This window comes from Alphaproteobacteria bacterium, from assembly GCA_018667735.1.
Classification (GTDB): Bacteria; Pseudomonadota; Alphaproteobacteria; order Rickettsiales; family JABIRX01; genus JABIRX01.
Window position 1 is genome coordinate 1 of record JABIRX010000003.1, and the last position, 21,337, is coordinate 21,337.

A 21,337-nucleotide genomic window follows, 5' to 3' on the forward strand; every position below is an offset into this window, starting at 1 on the left:
ATTTATCAAAGAAAATTTAAATATTAAAAAATCTTTAGCTCTAATGCTCAGTCTTTTTGGTGGATATATCATCATAAATCCAGGAAATGTGTCATTTCACCCCATGCTATTTTTGATCTTAGCTGCTATGATTATGTGGTCTGTTATTGATTTAATTATAAAAAAGTTAAGCAAAACAGAATCTGCCATCAAACAACTTTTTTTTCTTGCAGCTTTTTCAGCCCTTTTTTCTTTGCCATTTGCTATCATTGACTGGAAAAACCCTGAAAACTTTGTAGAAATATTCTTACTTATTCTTATTGGTGTTATTTTTATATTTAATTCTTTAGCTATATTTTTAGCAATAAAAAATGCCGATTTAACTATCCTAACCCCTATTGACTTTTGTGGTATGATCTTCACTGCAATTCTCTCATATTTGGTCTTTGGTGAGATTATTAAAACCAATAGTTTAATTGGCTCAATCATAGTATTTAGCTCAAGCCTATATTTAATTTACCAAGAAAGTAAAGCTGCTAAAGAGTTAACCAAAATTTCAGAAGCTAATCTGCAAAAAGAGTAATGCTTATCCAGTTAAAATTAACAGCAAATACATATGACATAGGTACAATTACATCACTAACCTCCAACAACTTGTTTTATATACCGCAACAAAAGAAAAATATTAGTTACTAGTTTTATTAAGGAGTTATATATATAAGATATACTTATTAAGCTTATCAACTATTTACAGGATTATTTATGATAAAAGCATATGTAGCAAAAAATGCTGGCGAAAAATTTGAAGAATTTACCTATAAACCAGAGCAGTTAGGTGATAAGGATGTTGAAATCAATATAGAAAGCTGTGGCATATGTCATAGTGATTTATCTATGTGGAAAAATCATTGGGGTATAACTACTTATCCTTTTGTGGGTGGTCATGAAATTTCTGGCGTAATCAGCCAAATTGGCGCTAAAGTCACCAAATTTAAAATTGGTGATAAAGTTGGTCTTGGTTGGCATAAAGCATATTGTAACCAATGTAATTTATGTCTTTCTGGAGATCATAATTTATGTAAAGATCAAGTTGGCACCATTATAGATAATTATGGTGGCTTTGCTGAAAAAATTTGTGCAGAAGAAACAAGTGTTATTAAATTACCTGATAATATGGATATAAAAACTGCAGGGCCTTTATTATGTGGTGGCATTACAGTTTTTAATCCACTTATTCAATTTAATATAAAACCTACAAACCACATTGCTGTCATTGGTATAGGTGGACTTGGTCATTTAGCTTTACAATTTGCTAAAGCTTGGGGCTGTGAGGTTACAGCATTTACGAGCGAGGAAAAATTCAATGAAGCAAAAGAAATGGGCGCACATAATGTAATAAACTCTCGTGATGAAAATGAATTTTCTAAATATACTGGTAAATTTGATTTAATAATTTCTACGGTAAATGTAGCTTTAAATTGGGAATTAATTATCTCTACTTTATCCGCCAAAGGAAGGTTACATTTTGTTGGTGTAGTACCAGAACCAATAAAAATTCAAGCCTTTCCATTAATTGCAGGGCAAATTAGTTTATCTGGCTCACCAGTTGGTGCTCCTGCAACTTTAAATCTAATGATGGAATTTGCGGCAAGACACCAAATAATACCAATAATAGAGAAATTCAAATTCTCTGAAATTAACGAAGCTTTTGCTCATCTTGAAAGCGGTAAAGCTAGATATCGAATAGTTTTAAGCAAATAATTATTATGCCACTTATTTTACGCTTTTAAACTTATGTTAATTATATTTTTCTAATTTTAATAAATAAAAAGCAATTACTTCATGGAAAAAAAATTAAGTACAAATAAGCAAAATAATATTTTATTGTTAGGTTTTGGCTATGTTGCACAATATTTTTCCAATTTTACTGATTTGGAAAACTCTAATTTATGCGCATCCATAAATAAAACTCTAAGCACACATATTCCTATATCAAAAAATATAAGTAAAATCAGTTATACAGAAATTACTCAAGCAACATTAGATCAATATGATGTATTTATTATTTCAATCCCCCCAATTTATGCATTAAAAACTGATGTTATTATCCAAGATTTTTATTCATATCTAAATAACAGAACAACCAAATATAAATTAATTTATTTATCAGCAACCTCAGTTTATGGAGATCATGATAATCAGCTTGTTAATGAAAACTCAACCTTAAAAAGTAATTCTGTAAATGGCTTGGCCAGAATAGAATGTGAAAAAAAATATTTAGCATTACAAAGCAATAATTTTGCAAATATTATTATTTTAAGATTAGCAGCAATTTATGGGCCAAAAAGGAACAACATCTTAGCTATAAAAAACCAAAGAATTTTGTCCAATCAAAACTCAAACAGAATTATTTCAAGAACGCATGTGATAGATATCGCACATATATTAAATTTATGTGTAAAATCTGCTAATATCAAAAATCAAATATTTAATATATGTGATAATTTATCTTGTTCAACCAAAGAAGTTAATGATTTTATTTGTGGTGAATTATTAAAAATTAACTTATTACCGCTATCAGATAAAGAAAATAGTAACAAATTATTTTCTTATCATATGGAGCGAAAAATTGTTAGTAATAATAAGTTAAAAGAGCAATTAAATTATAAATTTATCTACCCTAACTATAAACTAGGCATAACAGAAATTTTTCATAATTTAACCAAAGAATTATCAGAATAATTTATATTAGGTTTTCTTCGACTAGATTTTCAATTAATTTTATTGAATCATCACTATCATTTAAACAAGGTATATGTGAAAATTTCTCCCCTCCTAAACTTAAAAATAATTCTCTATATTCCATATCAACTTCTTCTAAAGTTTCAATACAATCAGCTGCAAAACCAGGTGTAATTACAATTAAATTTTTTACTCCCTTAGCAATTAATTCTTTTAACACATCCTCTGTATAAGGCTTAATCCACTCTTTTGGGCCAAAGCGTGATTGAAAACTTAAATGATTTTCAAGTTTAATTTTCTGCTTTTTTAGCTCATCATTTAATAATCTATGCGTTTTTCTACAATAACATGGATAAGGATCACCTTTTTCAAAATATATTTTAGGAATGCCGTGATATGAAGATAATATCGCATCTGGTTTAAAATCTATTTCTTTCAAATGAGTTTTTATAGAAGTAGCAAGAGCTGTTAAATAAACTTTATTATCTGGATAATGATCAGCTATTTTTATTTTTGGTTGCCATCTTATCTTACTTATTACCCGATATATTTCATCACAAATTGTAGCTGTAGTAGCAGCACAATATTGAGGATATAAAGGTATAAAAATAATTTTTTTACAGCCTTTTTCTTGTAGCTCTTTTATTTTACTTTCTATAGAAGGCTTACCATAACGCATCGCATAATCAACCACAAGCTCAGGATGCTTTTTATTTAGCTTAATTTGTAGTTTTTCAGCCTGACTTTTAGTGTAATATTTTAATGGTGAAGCATTTTCTTGGTTAAACCATATTTCTTTATATTTTTTACCAGTAGCAAATGGTCTAAAAGGTAAAATAAAACTATGTAATATAACTTTCCACAATAGAGGATTTACCTCTATAACCCTTTGATCCGAGAGAAATTCTTTTAAATATTTTCTCACCGAAAAATAATCATAACCCTCAGGTGTACCTAAATTTAAAATTAAAACCCCTGTTTTAAAAATAATTTCTGGATGTTGCTCAGGTAGATAATTTTTTGCCATAGTTATTTCTAAATTTCGTATTTAATCTAAGTTAAATTAGATTTTTAAAACTGCAATAAGCTAATTTGTTATTTAGATTTTTTTTGCCAAAAAAATCTTTTCTTTTTAACTTGCTCTTGATCGCTTGGATTAGTTTTTTTATTTTGTGTATTATTTCTTGCTCTATTATTATTTCTGTTGTTATTTTGATTAACAGCAGGTTTTTCTTTAAATTCAGGTTGATTTTCCGCTGGAATTTTATACTTAATAACTTTCTCAACAGATCTTAATAATTTAACTTCAGAAGGATCACAAAAAGAAACGGCCACACCAGTTTTTCCTGCTCTTGCGGTTCTACCTATTCTGTGCACATAACTTTCTGGATCATGCGGAATATCAAAATTAACCACATGTGTAATATTAGGCACATCAATACCCCTTGCGGCGATGTCTGTTGCAACTAAAACTTTATTTTTACCAGTACGAAAATTATCTAAGGCTTTTTCTCTCGCTCCTTGCTTCTTGTTACCATGAATGGCAGCAGACTCAATATCATTATCTAGTAAATGTTTTACTATTTTATTTGCTCCATGCTTTGTTTTAGAAAAAACTAAAACAGTTTTTGCCTCATCTTTATTAAGCAACTCAATTAACAAGCTTATTTTTTGTGCTTTAGGCACAAAAGTAACTTTTTGGTCAATTTTTTCAACCGTAGTTGCAGCAGGAGTAACCTCTACTTTTATTGGATTATTTAAAATTGAATTTGCAAGTGAAAATATAGTGCTTGGCATAGTAGCCGAAAAAAGTAAATTTTGTCTTTTCTTAGGTAATTTACTAATAATTTTTTTAACATCATTAATAAAACCCATATCTAACATACGATCTGCTTCATCTAAAACTAGAATTTCTAGTTGCGCATAATTTATCTGACCTTGATTCATTAAATCAAGTAATCTACCAGGTGTAGCAATTAATATATCAACACCTTTCTTCAAATTTCTAATTTGCGGATTAACTGCAACACCACCAAAAACCACAATATGATTCAAATCTAAGCAATCACCATAACGATCAATGTTATCTGCAATTTGCGAGGCTAATTCTCTAGTTGGCGTTAAAATTAAAGCTCTCACATGGTTAGCTTTAACTTTATTATTAGTTTTGCTAAGATTATTTAAGATGGGCAGCGAAAATGCTGCTGTTTTACCTGTACCAGTTTGCGCAATTCCAAGTAAATCTTTTCCTTCTAACAAGTGAGGGATAGCGTCTTTTTGTATTGGTGTTGGAGTTTTGTAACCTTTTTTTTCTAATGATTGTAGTATTTTACTACTTAAGTTTAAACTTTTAAAATCTGTCATTTAATTTATAATTTATGCTGTGTTTAAGATATTCTAAGCTAGAAAAATAGTGATTAGCTAAGAGTATAAAATGAATAAATGCATTATAAGTTAAAAAGCTTATTTTACCAGTTATTTTATTTATTTTAAGTTAAACTACCTATTAATAACTGTAAAATATGTATCATATGAAAAGTTATTAGCTAATTTAAGCTATAATATAGTTATTATCAGGGTAAAATTTTTCCTAATATTTTATAAGTAAGAATAATCTATGATAAAAGATTATGAATTTTAGATGCAGTGAACTTCCATAGTTCTTGGTGAATAAACACCTAAAGTAATCGCAGTAAAAAAGATGTTAGAAGCTGTTTGCTTAAACTTTACTGAAGCAATCTTCTTGCCTTTATCTGTGCAAATCTGATCAACCTCTCTTGTAACTGTTGTTTGCCCTATTCCTCCTATGAAAAAACTATCTATTTGAGTATAATACCAAATCCTATCTATAAAGCTAATTTTCTTCTGCTATTTTTACCCATAAATTTCACTTTAGAATTTTGCATTAGCATTTGCTAGTCCTGCAATTCTAAAGTAAAATTTTTGATCAAAACTAATTAAATAAAATCACCTTTATAGATAGGATTCGCTATAAGTTGGCGCATATGATTTATAATGTTTTTTATCAAAAACAAAACTCTGCGTTGCACAAGATGATAGTAATAAAGATAGAGAAATTATAATTGCTTTCATAAATAAAGTAAAATTATGTTAATCTTTGTCAATACAGTAAATTGCTGCTTCTCTGGGAGAATATAGCCCATAAGTTAATGAATGTAACAGACTGTTAACGAATGACTGCCTTACTTCAAATGAATGGGTTTTTTCGTTACTACCGCATATTTGCTTCAATGGCACTTCAACTTTTTGTGCTACGCCACTTAAAAAAAATGTTTGGTCTTGCTTATATGCTGGCAAAAAATCTCTGTCCATGTTATCACTTAAGATGACTTTCTGATTTGCATAAGAAGCTAAATGGGTAAAAAATAAAAATAATTTTTGCATGATTTTATAAATAAAATGAGCTTGTTAATTGCGTTCAAACTAGCAAGAATTATTTTAAAAGTTTAAATATTTTTAAATTGGGCTAGTTGCTAAATATTATTTGCAAATTCAATTATTCTATTATCAACTTGTATATCAGATAATTTAATCGCAGTGCGTAAATAAATGCCATTTTTACTTCTACATCTGCTAAGTGCCACATAAGTTTGACCAAAAGCAAAAGAGCCACGCCCTAAATCAATTTCAACATAATCAAAAGTTTTTCCTTGGCTTTTATGAATAGTTACTGCCCAGGCAAGTTGTAATGGATATTGTTTAAAGCTTCCTATTATTTCTTCACTTAATTTTTCTTCTGTTTCGTTATATTGATACTTAATTGACTCCCATTTTTCTGGTTCTAATTTTACTTCTATATTATCAATTAACACAAAAATAACTTTAGCTGCCAAGCGGCTAACTACGCCAATAGTGCCATTAACCCATCTTTTATCTGGGTCATTTCTTAGAAACATCACCTGCGCTCCAACTTTTAACTCTAAATTAAATTCAGCTGGAAGTTTTGACTGATCTTTAGCAAAACTACCCTTGGCAACAGCTTGATAATTATATAATTCACTATTAATTGCCTTTAATCTTAGCTGATTAGTGTGTCTTGCTAGATAATTAGTTGCAGTTAGCATAATTGGCTGCACTTCTATTAGCTCTTTTTGTTTGGCACATTCTGTATTAAACCATTCAAGATCGTCATAAGTTATAGAGCCATCTCTAATTTTATTTAAAATATCAATAAAATCAGCTTCAGATTGTCTAAATATTTTGCTAAAGTTAATATTTACAAATTGGTGAGCTTCATTTTTAAATGCATTAGAGCTAAAAAAATAAGGAGTTTCATAAAAATTATAATAAACTTCTGCATCTTGCTTATTTACAATTGGGGGTAATTGATACATATCACCAATAATACAAATTTGACAACCACCAAATGGCTCGCCTCTTAAACGCCCATATTGCCTCATAAACAGCTCTATTTGATCAAAAATATCAGCTCTAACCATAGAGATCTCATCTATAATTATAGTTTCAATAGCACGGTAAATTTTTAACTGACTGGCACGCATTTTTGGCAATTCATTTGGTGTAAACCAGGGCTTAAATTTAAAAAATGAATGAATAGTTTGACCAGAGACATTAATAGCAGACACACCTGTTGGCGCTAACACAACATGATTTTTACTAGTGTTTTCTCTAAAATAAGTTAAAAATGTTGATTTACCAGTACCTGCTTTACCTCCCAAAAACACATGCTGATTAGTATTTTCTAAAATATTAAAAGCATCTGCAAACTCATCTGTAATTTCTATCTCCATTAGCTTTAGTAGTTAATTTATTTAAATAATAGTTTAGAGCAAATGCCCTTTACAAATGGCATTTGCTCTTATTTATAACCCAACTAAAATAGATTGAAACATTCTTAACTTACATAATTAAAGCTAAAAGCTAAAATTTAAGACATTTTTCTCTTAATCTACAAATTTTCTTGAAATACTAACGACCTCGACCTTCAGCTATATGTTCAGTAATAAATCCATTTAACTCTTCTGGAATTCTTTTTAATCTCGCGCCAATTGGTTCTGCTGTATTTTTCAAACTTTCGGTTCTACCTGTATAAATACCTGATTTTTTTGCAGCTTCTTGATAATGATATGAAAATTTCTTAGCATCCAAAAAGCTAAAGCCTTCTGGTATGTTATTTTCACTACGCTCTATAAATCCATTCCACTGTTCTCCTCCCGCATTACCAACGCCTCCTGCTTCTTGCGCAAACCTAATTACTATTGGCACAAATTTATTTAAACCAGCTTTTCTTTCTAATTTTTTCATAGCAGAGTTTATATTCTCTAAAATTTTATCTTGTAGATTTTCTGTACTAATTTTTACTTCCCATTTTGTGTTATCTAAACGCATGGCTGATTTTTTATTTTCTCCTTCACCACGCATTGTTTTTACGAAAGTTGTGTTTTCATATGGTTGTTCTTCTTTTGCAAGTTCTGTTTCTATTTTAAGAGAAAGTTTAGGTTCCTTTTTTGCTGCTGGTGATGGTGCTGGTGGTGGTGCTGGTGCTGGTGGTGGTGGTGCTGGTGGTGGTGTTTTTGCCACATCTATTAGAGCTTGGTGAATTGTATCTGGCTTATCAATACCTGGAAATGTTTCATCATATAAAGCAGTTGAAACCACCCCAAAAACTCCAGCTTTATGGACTTTGAACTTTGCAGCTTGCCCACCTCCTGATATACAGGTTCCTTTGTCACCTGTAAAATTACCAGTATTTGCACCCCAAACATGTAATACTTTATCACTATATCCTTTGCCAACCCAGTCAAAAAATACTGACTTGTCATGTTTGTTTTTTAAATCTTGTGTAAGACAATGCAGATGCATAATATTTAAAGCTGCTAAATTTTCTTGACCTCTCTTCCACTGACCTAAAGCTAAACCTACTCCCAAAGAATGATGTCCGTCTTTACCAGCAATAACTACGGCTCTTTTCCCTTGCTCAAGATATTTCGACAAAAATTTAAATCTTTCTTTTTGATGTTCAATTAGCTTAAAAAAATCATCTCCTTTATTAGTTTTTGTTTGAACAAACTCATCAAAAGATGATGCACTAACCTGTTTACTCTCAGCTGTTTTTAATATTTCATTAATGCTGTTTTCTTTGTCGGCGTCTCTACCTGATATTACTTTATGTAAATCATCGTACAGTTTTTTTGCCTGCCCTGCTGCTGCTTCTGGTGCTGGTGGTGGTGCTGCTGCTGGTGCTGGTGGTGGTGGTGGTGGTGGTGCTGGTGGTGGTGGTGGTGGTGGTGGTGGTGCTGCTGCTGCTTCTGCTTCTGCTGCCTGCCCTGCTGCTATTTGTAATGGTACAAATCTTTTTTGTGGAACAGCTTTTAGACCACGTTTACATTTAGCCAATAGAGACATCACAGCATATCTACCACAACTACTTCCATCATTTTGTATGCGATTTGTATTATAAGTAAATTCAACTCCAGCTGTAAATACTCTTTCTATATCAGCTGTGAGTTCCTCAGATGGTTGATGACCATATGAGTCATCATATTCAAATTTACATGATAACGGGTTACCTTCATCGATAGTTACTGTAGCCCTAACAAAATGAATGCCTGCATCACTGTGAACTTCTATTTTTTGAGATGCACCAAGATTAATGATAATATGTTGTGTGTGGCTAGGTTTCTCTTTAATTCCAAGATTAAGAGATGATTCTAAAGTTGCTAACATTAAACCTCCAGAATCGTTAGGATGTGTTGCAATAAGAGCTTCTTTATAACTTTCAATATGACTTTCATCAATACCAAGCGTAAACAAAATTTCTCCGTAACTCTTGATGATTTTGTCACCTAAACCAATCAATTGAGCTAAATGCTCTTCTTGAGATACATGCTCTTCTTCTGGTGTCTTTTGAACTAAATCTGTATAAGTATCAATTTGCTTATTTAACTCTTGTCTTCTTTTAATTAAATCATCATTTGCTTCTGCTCTAAGACATTCTCTAATTTTATATTCTAATGCTGACTTTAATATATGTTTCAGAGAATCAGCCATGTGTTGATAACCTCCACTCTGATTTGCAATAAGCATATAACCTTCTGGTCTTAAGCCTGCACTTAAAGCTAATGCAACTAAATCTATATCAGTTAGCCAACCTGCTTTATTCCATACTCGTGGAAGCTTATTCGATCTTTTAAATGCTAATATTTTTTCTTGATCAAGTTCTTTTGCTGTAGGCATATTCTTATTTTAATAAATTTTAATTATATTATACAATAAAAACAGCAACTTTGCAAATTAAAGCTTAAATAACTTTTTAATTATAATTTACCAATTTGTCTAAATTTATTTTACTTATGAAAAATCATTAATATATGCTACTCTAAGCGAAATTACATAGAATAATTATATAGTATGAAGATGTAATATCACTAAAATTTAATTTTCTAAAACTCTACCCAAAAACTTCACCAAAACCTATAACTTTTTCATCTCTATAATGAAAAGTTTTAAGAAAAATTTACCGCTAAATATATTAACTTAAAGCAACTAAAAAGCACTGTGGCAAAATAAAATTAAACCTAATAACCTAAAGCTGCATAACCTTCAATTCTATCTTGATATTTTGGTTGTGCAAAAACAGATTTTTGTGCTGAAACTAATAATTCACCATCTGCCATTTTTAAGCGTGGTGTAATTAAAGATAGATCATTTTGCATTAATTTTTCTAATTTTTCTAAAGTATGAATTCTTCTACTTAACTGGGCTTTAAGCTCTGCATATGGTGAAGCTAAATCACCTAACGAATTTTCCTTAAGCCTCGCAAACTCTTGATTTATCTTAGCAAAACCACTCTCTATTTCTTTATGTTTTTCTGAATATATTGTACTTCGCTCTTCTGCTCCACCATCAGCAAATAATGATCTTGCTGTAGCAGATGCACTATCTAATTTCATAGGGGTCTTGTGCTGCGTAAATACTGATTTTGCTTCACTTAAATTTAACTCTTCACACATAGTTAAGCAATCTTTGTAATCTGTTTTTATTTCGTTAAGCTGAGCTATTTTGCTCTCTAATGGCTTTGGTTCATTATAACATGCAACAAAACAATTATCCTCATTTTTTACTCTAGAAATCATTTTTCCTATTTCAGACTTTGCTATTTCGTCACTTAATTCAGAAAATTGATGCTTATATAATAATGTTCCTAGCAATTTTTGTTTATCAACAACCCCAGAACTTGGGGATCTGTCATAAGTGATAGTTTTATTTAGAAAGTAAAAAGAAAAATCTAAATCACCTATGGTAAATTGTAACCATAAATGAGCATTTATACCTTTTACTGTTCCAGTTTTAGGATTATGCAGCGAAACATAATGTAGCAAATCTACTAAACCCTTATTATAATATTTTGAAATATCAGCAAAAATACCTCCCCCACTAGCTATCTGTCTTGATTTAAAGCTTTCAAGTAAATGTTTATATTCTGATTCTGATAAGATAAAATTTGCCTCTAAATCAATATCTGAATAAGGATGATATAAAGCACTACCCTTTATCGATGCATTTATACCTAAATTATGTAATAATGGTAAAATCTTTTTAAAAAATAGCTGAATTTCATCAGGTAATAATACAAGTTTTGGATCACTGGTATTTGTCGTAAACTCTGCTAAAAAATCTCTTCTAGATAAACCTTCTTTTTTTAAGCCCTTTCTGACTAATTCTTGTATTTTAGTTGCAGAGCTCTCTTGTCTTATTTCTATATCTCTTGATAACTGATCTCTAACTAATTTACCTCTTATAACCGCCTGAATTTTTGTAGCTGCGTTTTTTTGAAGTTTTTTGTGTTGCTTTAATTCTGATTTCTCTCTTACTTTTCTCTGTTTTGCTTCTTCTGCTGCTGCTATCTTTGCTTCTTTCCTCGCAGCCTCCACCGCTTGTAACTCTGACTTCCTTGCTTCTTCTTTTAATGCAGCCAACTTCTTTGCCTCTTTCTTTGCAGCTTTCTCTGCCCCTTTTTCTAGTTTTCTCTGCGCCTCTTGCTCTGCTGCTATTTTGGTTGTTTGCTTTGCTTTAGTTTTCTTTTTTCCTCTTTTCTTTTTACCCTCATCATCAGCTAACTCAGCCAACAAATCCGATGCCGCCTGATCTGCTTTAGCTATATCTTCAGCTTTGTACAAAATAGCATCAAACTTGGCTTTATAACTAGGAAATCCTTTTAAAAAAGCATCTTTATTTAGTTTACTTATTTTGTCTAAATCTAACTTTACTAAAACCTCAGAATCAATTATATCTAAAAAATCTTGATTTGGTGATACTGATTTTACTAAAATATGAAAATAACCAAATTTGTAATTTTCACATAATTCTACTCTTTGCGTTAAAGAGCTAACAGCACATAAGTTTAAATTCACTAGTAATTTATAGCTTGCTAAAGGTAATTCTTGAGCATGATTTTGAGCCAGAAAATTAAAAAAAACTTCTATTGAATTCTTTTTTTCTGTCATGCATCGCTCCTTAAGAGATGATATTAAAAGTTGCATGGCAGAAAATAATACTTCTTCACCTTGACTCTGCCTTGATATTTCTTGCTCATATTTTATTGATCTATGTAATATACGATAAAAATCACCTAATTCTGCATCATATGCTATTTTCTGTAATAGAGCAATATTACGCCTCTCAGGAATTTTTTTAAATAAAATATGCAAATCTTGAATATTAATCATTTCTAGATAATTGCAAAAATTAGAAAATAAAATTGGACCTAATTTGACTCCAGATTCATAAAATGAAAATATCGTCTCTTTGATAATGTTATAATCTTGCTCATTATAGCTATTGATTCGGAAATACTTGTAAAAAAATGGATTGGACAATAATTCAGCGACACTAAATTCATCAAAACATTGCGCAGCTAAGCAAAAAGAAGGCTCAGATTTAATAGAATTTATATATTGTTGCGCTCTAATTGACTCTGCATTAATTAATATGCCATCCGCCGTTATAAAACCATGTGATAGATCATCTAGGAGCGTATTACCATATTTACCATACTCAATTAATAATTTTACTATATCATGAGGTTGAGCTAATTTTTTTTTAGTTAATTTAGCATAGTTAGCAAAAAGTGTTTGCTGATATTCTGGTTTTAATTCACAACATAATAAATATAAAACCCTTTCATTATGTTTTAAAAACATTGTGAAAAAATATTCCTTATATTCTACAAAAAAAGCTAAACTATCCGAAGAACCTGTATCACCCGCATTAAATGCCCCTCTCAAATAATCTACTGATACAATAATTTCATAACCAATCATAAAACATTGAAAAGCTCCTACATTTAAAGCTTCTTTATTCTCAAATTTCCAAAATGAGTCATTAGCTTCTAATATTCTAACAAAACCATGCAGTAATTTCTCTGCTTCATCAATATATACACGCTTTTCCGCTTGCTTTAGCTCTGACTTTGTCAATTTTTTCATTACAGTTTTCAAACCTTCTCTCAAGTTAAAAAAAGACTCTACTAACTTTTCTGTTTCTATCAACTCATCTGGAATCGTTAGTAATGTTGCAGCTGGTATTGTTGCTTTAGCTAAACATGCTATATCTTTTCGTTCATCTACTGCTTCTATTTTTCTTTGATAAGCTCTGAAAGATCTTTGAATTGTTTTTATTGCTTGATTTTTTAAAAATACATCCTCCATAACCACTGCCCCTCTATTTTGGACCATAAAGTTACTAGCTAGTAATTGACCAGCATCTAACAACCCTGTTTGACGCTGCTGCTTTCTTGAGCTTAAAACTCTTTGAATCTTTGATGCAGCTAAATGCTTGCTTTCTAATAATTTTAGATCCTCAAACTTCTTAATAACTGCTTCTTTCATGGGTGAATCATCTAACTTTAAAGACTTAAAATTTACCAATAAAATTTGTTTTGCCATATTATTTATCCCAAATCTAGTATAAATTAAGGGTATAATATCAAGCAAAATAGAGTATTTTAATAGCTTTTCTTCTTCTGAAAAAGCATCTAAAGAAGAACAAATAGCTTGAATTAATACAGCAAGATTATTCTGTGGAGTAAAATTAATAATCTCTCGCATCCTAGGCAATAAATTATCTATTAAAGAACCCACTATTTTTTTTATTTGAGCAATATCCTTTGCTTTAGAAACCGCATCATAAAATAAAGTAATATTTTGGTTTATCGCATTTGCAAGTAAAATTTTACTTCTCTCACTTAAATCTGCTCGCTCTAAATTTTCTGCAAAAAATAATATAGTTTTTGCTAGAAGATACATTTTACTATTATTTGCAAAGACTCTTATTTCCAAAAAAAATTTGCTAGGCAACTCAAATATCTGTTTTATAGCTTTTGGGTCTTCTGGAAATTCCAAGCTTAATAAAAACATATAAAACTTTTCCGTATTAGTAATAATTCCAAGTAATTTTTCTTTATTATTTTTAACAGCAATATTACTGGCATAATAATAAAATATAGCTTCATCTAACATTTTTGCATTTAAGCTAGAACCTCTGATTGGTTGCTCTAATAAAGATGTAAGAGCAAAATAAAATAATTCTGAATCATATTTAGCCAATAATGATAGAAAATTACATTTATATTCTTGGAAATTATATGCTAGGTAATCTATATTTTGTGCTATTAATTTTTTTACCATTAAATGTAAATTTTTATTTGCTGTAATCCATCCTAAATCCTTATTAACCTCTCTAGATATAAAAAAATTAGCTAGCTTTATTAGTAATATCTCTTTTTTAACAAAATCCTCGGGTAAATATTGCTTTAAATATGGATTAAACAATAAATATATACTGTAATTATGCTCAAACAAATCAAGGTTAATAGCTGTATCATGATGTATTTCAGGCACTAAAATACTATCCATGCTAGAGTCTGCGAGATTGGCTGAACTTAAATTTTCAAATAACTGATCACAACTTATTTTATTAAATAAAATTAACATTGATTGAATAGTTTTAGCCTGAATTCTTAATCTAGGCTGCAACCTATGAAATATATTTTCTTTATAAATAAATTCCGCTAGATTTTTTGTAAAATGCTGCTTTTTATCTAAATTAGACATTAAAAACAAAATAAATTGTGGAGTATTATAGTCCATTTCTATTATTTTATTTAAAGTGCTCTGCTGAAAATTAACAAAATTACTTTTTTTAATTCTGCTGGCCATATTAGCTAATAAAAAACAATCTAATATATTTTCTACTTTTAAATCCTTGCTTTCGTATTTTATTTGATATTCTGTAAATAAATCACTTGCTATAATTTTAACTGTCTCAAGCTGACCCTTTAATAAAGAAGCTTTTAATTTTTGAATATCAACTGTTTCCAAAGCACTACCTAAATCTAGGACATTATCTAATAATGTATGTAATTTTACAGAACACTCATAAATCTCTATTGTTTTTTTTGATAATATAGCTTCTTGTCCTTCTGTAGCTGCTCTTAGAGCACTAGTTGCATGTGGCAAGGCTAAGTCTTTTGTTACTGGCTTTTTAATTTCAGCTAGCGATTTTACTTTTTTCAACTTACTTCTTTGATAAAGATTTTGGATAGATCTTGCTGCTTGATTATATTCTTCTTTTGTAAATTCTTTTGTTATATGCCTTATTCTAGAAGTAAAAGTTGCCGCTATTTTGCTATCACCCAAATTTAAAGTCTTGAAGCTACCTAATAAGGTTGGCACAACATTATTCACTAAATCAACTTTATTAGCTATTAATGGTAGTATCTCTAACATGTTCATATATGTTAAGAGCTTGCGTTCAGTAGGTAAGTGTTTTATTAATGAGAAAAAATTTTCTATCAATAATTTTTGATGATCAGAGTTTAAATGCTTGATCAATTCAGGCATATCCTTAAAAAAACACCGCGTTAAACTATCAAATAAATTACCTAAATTATCTTTATTTTGTACTACTCTTAATAATTCTACTAACTGTACAAAGTTTTCTTTTACCTGATTTGCTAGTAGCATTCTAACTTTTTCATCTATATGTTCTTGCTTTAAACTAGAAGAAACAAAAATTAAAATTTGCGCTAAAATATGTATTTTTTGCCAATTTTTTAAATCAGGGCTTTTGGCAAAAAAATTACAAGGTAGAGAAATCAAAGAGGCTGTAATTAGCGCTTGATCTTGTCGAGCTATATCGTTTTCTGCCAAAATATTTTGGTAAAAAATTTTGGTAGAAGCAAATATCTGCTCTAACTTCTCCTTATTATCTTTTATGGCAATATTATTTGCAAAAAAATGTGTAATAGCTTGATTTAAAACAGCTTCACTAATAGCAACACCCCTCGATTTTGCAGAATTTATTGCAACAAAAAATAATTTTTGATAATGACTAGCCAAGCTAGATAAGAAAAAACATTGAGAAATTGCATAAAAATTTTCTAAAACAGCTAAATTAGTTTTGGTTAATATAGCATAATAAAATTCAACATTATCTTGTACTACTTTTAAACATATGCCACTTCCGCTAGAAATAAAGCTAGTTAAATGTGCAGCTAATATCCTGTGGTATGAGCTATCATCTACCAAATATTCTTTCAACCAAGGATTAAATATCAAGCCCACACTGTAAGGATATTCCATGATTGATAATGTGTTTTTCTTTTCGCTTAAAGGCATCTTACTGCGTAAATAAGCAAGCTTAATATCAGGCTCTTTAGCAGCTTCTAAATAAGCATATAATTGGTCACAACCTAATTTATTCAGCAAAAATAATGCAGAATATTTATCAGAAAAATCTACTTTTATATCTTCTTGAAACATTTCCATGATTTTATTTTTTATAAAAAAATCAGATATAGCTTGGATAAAACCTTCTTTTTCAGCCCTACTAGCCATTAATATCAATGCTTTGGCTGGAGTCAACATAGCTAAATCTTCCATTTGATCAAATATTTCTTTTTGACCTATCACTGCTGAGAATCTCAATTTAAAAAAGATTGCAACCCTACCCAATAAAAAACAATCTAGAATATCATCTGCGGTTACTGGCTTTGACAAATAACTTTTGGCCAGACAATTAAACTCTTCAAACTTTATACTAACTGAACTTCTTATTTCCTCTAACCTCTCTGAAGCTGACTTTAACAGAGGTTTTTCTACTTTTTTTCCTAAAATTTTCACCAAATCATGATAAATAACAAGTATTTTGGTTGTTTGGGCTAAATTAATTTTTTCTTTTATAGCTTTTTTACGCATAAACTTTCTCCTTTAAGTTTTCCATCTGTAGTTATATGCTTAAAAACAGTTATATTTGCAACTATAACAACAATAATGAAATATAACTTCTGATTTTAGACTTTTTGTTATGTAAATAATTTGGCATTGCTTTCACTTGCATAAATTGCTGCTTGGTTTTATGTTAAAAGAAAAGAGGAACAAATGTTAAATATCGCAATTTTTGGAGCAAGTGGAGCTATTGGAGGTGAGTTTGTTAAACAACTAGCAGCAACTAATATAGTAGAAACTATTAACTGTTTTAGTAGATCAAAAACAGCATTAAGTAACCCAAAAGTAACTAATCATCAAATTAACTTTGATGATGAAACTGAAATTGCTAAAGCGGCAGAAATTGCAGCTAAAACAAAAAAATTAGATATTGTAATAGTTGCAACTGGAGCTCTTCACACTGCTGAATTCTCACCAGAAAAATCTATTCGCGAGCTAGATAATAAAAAATTCCACGAAATATATAACATAAACACCGTGATACCTGCACTTATTGGTAAATATGTTTTACCTAAATTAAATAAAACAGAAAAATCCGCTTTTGCAGTTTTAAGTGCAAGAGTTGGCAGCATTTCAGACAATCATTTAGGTGGTTGGTATGCTTATAGAGCATCTAAAGCAGCTCTTAATATGATAATCAAAAACTTTGCCATAGAAATTAACCGTACCAATAAAAAAGCTGTAATTTTAGGCTTACATCCAGGCACAGTTGCAAGTTCACTTTCTGAGCCTTTTCAAGCGCATGTAAAAGAAGGGCATTTATTTTCACCTGAATATGCAGTTCAACAATTATTACAAGTTATTTATAATGCTGATAGCTCTTATTCTGGCAAATTATATGCATATGATAACACTGAAATTCTATTTTAATTAATTAAGCTAATGAAAATTGCAATTATTGGGTCTGGCATTACTGGTTTATCATTAAATTACCTCTTAGATAAAAAATATGATGTTACTTTATTTGAAGAAAGTAATTACCTAGGTGGCCATGCTAATACTGCTACGATAAAATATAATGATAAAAACATAGCTGTAGATACAGGTTTTATTGTGTTTAATTTTAGCACATATCCTAATTTAAAAGCTTTTTTTGAGTTACTTAAAGTTAAAATCAGTAAAAGCAATATGTCATTTGGTATTAGAAATTTTGATAATAATTTAGAATATAGTGGCAATAATTTAGCTGGAGTATTTGCCCAAAAACAAAATTTGCTAAAACCCAAATTTTACAAAATGCTTTTTGATATTGTGAGATTTAATCAAAGAGCTGTAAAATTCATTGAATCTGAACATAAAAATACAAATCTAACTTTAGCTAAATTACTTGAGGAATGGAAGCTAGGAACTTATTTTAAAGAATATTACTTATTACCTATGGCAGCTGCGATTTGGAGCTGTCCACTAGAGTTAATGAAGGATTATCCAGCTAAAACTTTTCTACAATTTTTTTACAATCATGGCTTACTTACAGTAACCAAACAACCACAATGGTATAGTGTAAAAGGAGGTTCAAAAGAATATGTTGCTAAAATTGTGCAAAGTTTAAAAAACAAGCCAAAATTAAATTGTAAAGTTATTGAAGTTCACAAAAATCATGAAAAAGTAGAAGTGACTACAGAAGATAAAAAAACTCAGCAATTTGATCATGTAATTTTTGCTAACCACCCGGACCAAATTTTAAAAATTCTTGCTGAGCCAACTAGTAGTGAAAAACATATTCTGCAAAAAATTAAATACAGCAAAAATACAGCAATCTTACATAAAGACTGCAACCAAATGCCAAAAAAGCGTAAAGCTTGGGCTAGTTGGGTTTATTTAGCTAGTAAAAAAAGTCAAAAAGTTGCTCTTACTTATTGGATGAATAACTTGCAAAATATTTCAGCAAAATATCCACTCTTTGTTACTTTAAACCCTTTTACTAAAATTTCTAAAAATCATATTTTTGGCACTTATCAATATGAGCATCCAATTTTTAACCAAGAAGCTATTACAGCTCAAAATAAGCTAAAGCAAATTCAAGGTGAACGAAATATCTGGTTTTGTGGCGCATGGACAAAATATGGTTTTCATGAGGACGGGCTTAATTCTGCCATGGAAATTGCAGATAAATTCAAGGTAAAAGCACCATGGTTAAAATAGCTGGTTACCCTTCTATTTCAACTGGAAAAATTATGCATAAGCGTTTTTTTCCCCGCGAAAATTTTTTTAATTATAAAGCCAACTATATTAGTTTTTCCTTAAATCATCTAAATAGTTTAAAGAAAACATTTTTTTCATTAAATAAATTTAATTTCTTTGGTTTTTACTTCGCAGATTATGGCCAAAAAAACCAAGAAAACCCTAAAGCTTGGTTAAATAAAATTTTAACTAAACATAACATTAACAATATAGCAGACATTATTTTAGTTACTCAACCAAGAGTATTTGGTTATATTTTTAACCCTGTAAGTTTCTGGTTATGTTTTAATCAAAATAAGGACTTAATCGCCGTGTTAAGTGAGGTTAATAACACTTGTAAACAAAAACATAGTTATTTATGTTACAACAAAGACTTAGCCCCCATCAAAGATAATGAATGGCTAACGGCGGATAAAGAATTTTATGTTTCGCCCTTTATGAAAATTGAAGGTGAATATAAATTCAAATTTACTATAACTGAAAAAAAATATAATTTTTTTATAAATTACATAGTAGATAAAAAGTTAAAATTAGCCACTAGTTTAAAATGCGAATTAAAGCCACTTACCAATAATAATATTATTTTATCTATTTTAAAACTACCTTTCACTTCTGTGCAGACTATTTTCCTAATTCATTATCAAGCATTAAAATTATTTTTAAAAAAGATTCAATTTTATAAATGCCCAGATAAATTAAAAATCAACCTAACTATATGTAAACATGAAAAATAAAATCTTCAAATATTTAGATAAAGTAAAATCTGGTTATTTAAAAATTATAACTCCATGCAATTCAATCATCGAGGTCGGAGATAAAAACTCGGCGATAAAAGCAGATATTAACATTAAGGATTGGCATTTATTAGACTTAGTAATAGCTAGAGGTGATATTGGCTTCGGTGAGGCTTATATAAATGGTTTATTTACAACACATAAAATAGAAGATTTACTTTCCTTTATAACCTTAAATCATCAAGAATTAGAGCCCTTATTTCATAGTAATATAATTAATTCTACTTTATTTAAATTTAAAAATTTACTTCGTAAAAACACCTTAAAAGGTAGCAAAAAAAATATCGAATTTCATTATGATTTAGGTAATGATTTTTATGAATTATGGCTGGACAAAACCATGAGCTATTCATCTGCAATTTTCGATAAAGATAGCTCTCTTATTAACTCGCAATTAAATAAATATAATAAAATAATAACTGAGCTAGATAAGGGTGAAACCATCCTTGAAATTGGGTGTGGCTGGGGTGGCTTTATTAAAGCAGCTGAAGCAAAAGGCTTTATTACTAAGGGCTTAACCTTGTCAAAGGAACAAAAATCTTACACGGATAACTTAATTGAACAATATAAGCTTAAATCTTATACTGCGCTGCAAGATTATCGCTTTGAAGAAAATAAATATGATAATATTGTCTCTATTGAGATGTTTGAAGCAGTTGGTCAAAAATATTGGCAAAAATATTTTTCCCAAATAAAGAAATGTTTAAAAAATCAAGGTTCAGCTGTTATTCAGACCATTACCATACATAATGATCAATATAAAAAATATTTAAAAACCTCTGATTTTATTAGAGAATATATTTTCCCTGGTGGTTTTTTACCTACTAATGAAATTTTCAAAGAAATAGCAGCTAAAAATGGTCTTATAGTTGCAAATGAATATAGTTTTGCAGCATCATATCATAAAACTCTATTGGAATGGCTAAACAAATTCAACCAGATGGAGAAAAAGGTAAAAAATTTAGGTTATAATCAAGAATTTATTCGAAAATGGCAATTTTATTTAGCTTATTGTGCGGCTGGCTTTAAAACTGAAAGAACCAATGTGACTCAATTTACACTTAAACATGGCTAAATTATTTGTCTTAATATTTTTTTTAACTTTTAGCGCACAAGCCGATAATATTGTTACAAACAACTGCAATAAGCATGAATTTAAAAAGTTTTTAGTTAAAATATATGATATATATTTATGTAAAGAAGATAATCTTGCACTTAATTACGATAATATTTATCAACATAATTTCTCATTAATAATTCATTATAATATTGATATAAAAAAAACTAAATTAATTTCATCTACATTGAGTGAAATATCAAGATATCATAAATTAAATTATAGAGAAAAAAAATATTTAAAAAATAAGTTCA

Annotated in this window: 14 protein-coding genes and 1 pseudogene; 8 read left to right on the forward strand and 7 right to left on the reverse strand. The window is 29.5% G+C overall.

Annotated features, from left to right (window positions below; all coding sequences use genetic code 11):
• The first annotated feature begins 43 nt into the window (after window positions 1–43).
• The 3 genes from HOH73_00300 to HOH73_00310 all read left to right on the forward strand — a co-directional run bounded on the left by HOH73_00300 (window position 44) and on the right by HOH73_00310 (window position 2,721).
• Window positions 44–562, forward strand: coding sequence for a DMT family transporter (locus HOH73_00300; GenBank protein MBT5827314.1), 519 nt, complete (start codon window positions 44–46; stop codon window positions 560–562).
• Between the two features lie 179 nt (window positions 563–741).
• Complete coding sequence (locus tag HOH73_00305) at window positions 742–1,740, forward strand: NAD(P)-dependent alcohol dehydrogenase (protein MBT5827315.1); 999 nt, start codon at window positions 742–744, stop codon at window positions 1,738–1,740.
• Between the two features lie 81 nt (window positions 1,741–1,821).
• Entirely contained in the window at window positions 1,822–2,721 is a 900-nt protein-coding gene (locus HOH73_00310; GenBank protein MBT5827316.1) for an NAD-dependent epimerase/dehydratase family protein, read from the forward strand.
• A 1-nt stretch (window position 2,722) separates the two neighbouring features.
• Here the strand turns inward: HOH73_00310 and HOH73_00315 are convergent, their stop codons facing one another.
• The 7 genes and pseudogenes from HOH73_00315 to HOH73_00345 all read right to left on the reverse strand — a co-directional run bounded on the left by HOH73_00315 (window position 2,723) and on the right by HOH73_00345 (window position 16,961).
• Entirely contained in the window at window positions 2,723–3,748 is a 1,026-nt protein-coding gene (locus tag HOH73_00315; protein MBT5827317.1) for a ferrochelatase, read from the reverse strand.
• 68 nt (window positions 3,749–3,816) lie between these two features.
• Window positions 3,817–5,085, reverse strand: coding sequence for a DEAD/DEAH box helicase (locus tag HOH73_00320; GenBank protein ID MBT5827318.1), 1,269 nt, complete (start codon window positions 5,083–5,085; stop codon window positions 3,817–3,819).
• 273 nt (window positions 5,086–5,358) lie between these two features.
• Window positions 5,359–5,580 (reverse strand): hypothetical protein, encoded by a 222-nt coding sequence (locus HOH73_00325; protein MBT5827319.1) that lies wholly within the window; start codon window positions 5,578–5,580, stop codon window positions 5,359–5,361.
• 252 nt (window positions 5,581–5,832) lie between these two features.
• Window positions 5,833–6,126, reverse strand: coding sequence for a lipoprotein bor (locus tag HOH73_00330; protein ID MBT5827320.1), 294 nt, complete (start codon window positions 6,124–6,126; stop codon window positions 5,833–5,835).
• Window positions 6,127–6,215: 89 nt separating this feature from the next.
• Complete coding sequence (locus HOH73_00335) at window positions 6,216–7,493, reverse strand: AAA family ATPase (GenBank protein MBT5827321.1); 1,278 nt, start codon at window positions 7,491–7,493, stop codon at window positions 6,216–6,218.
• 1,423 nt (window positions 7,494–8,916) lie between these two features.
• Window positions 8,917–9,000: pseudogene (locus HOH73_00340) on the reverse strand (LysM domain-containing protein).
• A 1,280-nt stretch (window positions 9,001–10,280) separates the two neighbouring features.
• Window positions 10,281–16,961 (reverse strand): hypothetical protein, encoded by a 6,681-nt coding sequence (locus tag HOH73_00345; GenBank protein ID MBT5827322.1) that lies wholly within the window; start codon window positions 16,959–16,961, stop codon window positions 10,281–10,283.
• Window positions 16,962–17,144: 183 nt separating this feature from the next.
• Between HOH73_00345 and HOH73_00350 the strand changes: the two genes are divergently transcribed.
• The 5 genes from HOH73_00350 to HOH73_00370 form a co-directional block, all read left to right on the forward strand.
• On the forward strand, window positions 17,145–17,861 hold the full coding sequence (locus HOH73_00350) for an SDR family NAD(P)-dependent oxidoreductase (protein MBT5827323.1): 717 nt from the start codon (window positions 17,145–17,147) through the stop codon (window positions 17,859–17,861).
• Between the two features lie 12 nt (window positions 17,862–17,873).
• Window positions 17,874–19,133: an NAD(P)-binding protein gene (locus tag HOH73_00355; GenBank protein ID MBT5827324.1), complete on the forward strand. Its 1,260-nt coding sequence runs from the start codon at window positions 17,874–17,876 to the stop codon at window positions 19,131–19,133.
• On the forward strand, window positions 19,121–19,906 hold the full coding sequence (locus HOH73_00360; protein ID MBT5827325.1) for a DUF1365 domain-containing protein: 786 nt from the start codon (window positions 19,121–19,123) through the stop codon (window positions 19,904–19,906). The genes HOH73_00355 and HOH73_00360 overlap by 13 nt, the downstream gene beginning before the upstream one ends.
• Entirely contained in the window at window positions 19,896–21,041 is a 1,146-nt protein-coding gene (locus tag HOH73_00365; GenBank protein ID MBT5827326.1) for a class I SAM-dependent methyltransferase, read from the forward strand. Before HOH73_00360 ends, HOH73_00365 begins: the two co-directional genes overlap by 11 nt.
• Window positions 21,034–21,337, forward strand: a 304-nt coding sequence (locus HOH73_00370) for a hypothetical protein (GenBank protein MBT5827327.1), incomplete at its 3' end; no start/stop codon positions are given. The genes HOH73_00365 and HOH73_00370, both read left to right, overlap by 8 nt.

Coding starts and splice junctions, on each gene's coding strand:
- HOH73_00300 (MBT5827314.1), top strand. CDS start 44: ATGCTCAGTCTTTTTGGTGGATATATCATCATAAATCCAGGAAATGTG.
- HOH73_00305 (MBT5827315.1), top strand. CDS start 742: ATGATAAAAGCATATGTAGCAAAAAATGCTGGCGAAAAATTTGAAGAA.
- HOH73_00310 (MBT5827316.1), top strand. CDS start 1,822: ATGGAAAAAAAATTAAGTACAAATAAGCAAAATAATATTTTATTGTTA.
- HOH73_00315 (MBT5827317.1), bottom strand. CDS start 3,748: ATGGCAAAAAATTATCTACCTGAGCAACATCCAGAAATTATTTTTAAA.
- HOH73_00320 (MBT5827318.1), bottom strand. CDS start 5,085: ATGACAGATTTTAAAAGTTTAAACTTAAGTAGTAAAATACTACAATCA.
- HOH73_00330 (MBT5827320.1), bottom strand. CDS start 6,126: ATGCAAAAATTATTTTTATTTTTTACCCATTTAGCTTCTTATGCAAAT.
- HOH73_00335 (MBT5827321.1), bottom strand. CDS start 7,493: ATGGAGATAGAAATTACAGATGAGTTTGCAGATGCTTTTAATATTTTA.
- HOH73_00345 (MBT5827322.1), bottom strand. CDS start 16,961: ATGCGTAAAAAAGCTATAAAAGAAAAAATTAATTTAGCCCAAACAACC.
- HOH73_00350 (MBT5827323.1), top strand. CDS start 17,145: ATGTTAAATATCGCAATTTTTGGAGCAAGTGGAGCTATTGGAGGTGAG.
- HOH73_00355 (MBT5827324.1), top strand. CDS start 17,874: ATGAAAATTGCAATTATTGGGTCTGGCATTACTGGTTTATCATTAAAT.
- HOH73_00360 (MBT5827325.1), top strand. CDS start 19,121: ATGGTTAAAATAGCTGGTTACCCTTCTATTTCAACTGGAAAAATTATG.
- HOH73_00365 (MBT5827326.1), top strand. CDS start 19,896: ATGAAAAATAAAATCTTCAAATATTTAGATAAAGTAAAATCTGGTTAT.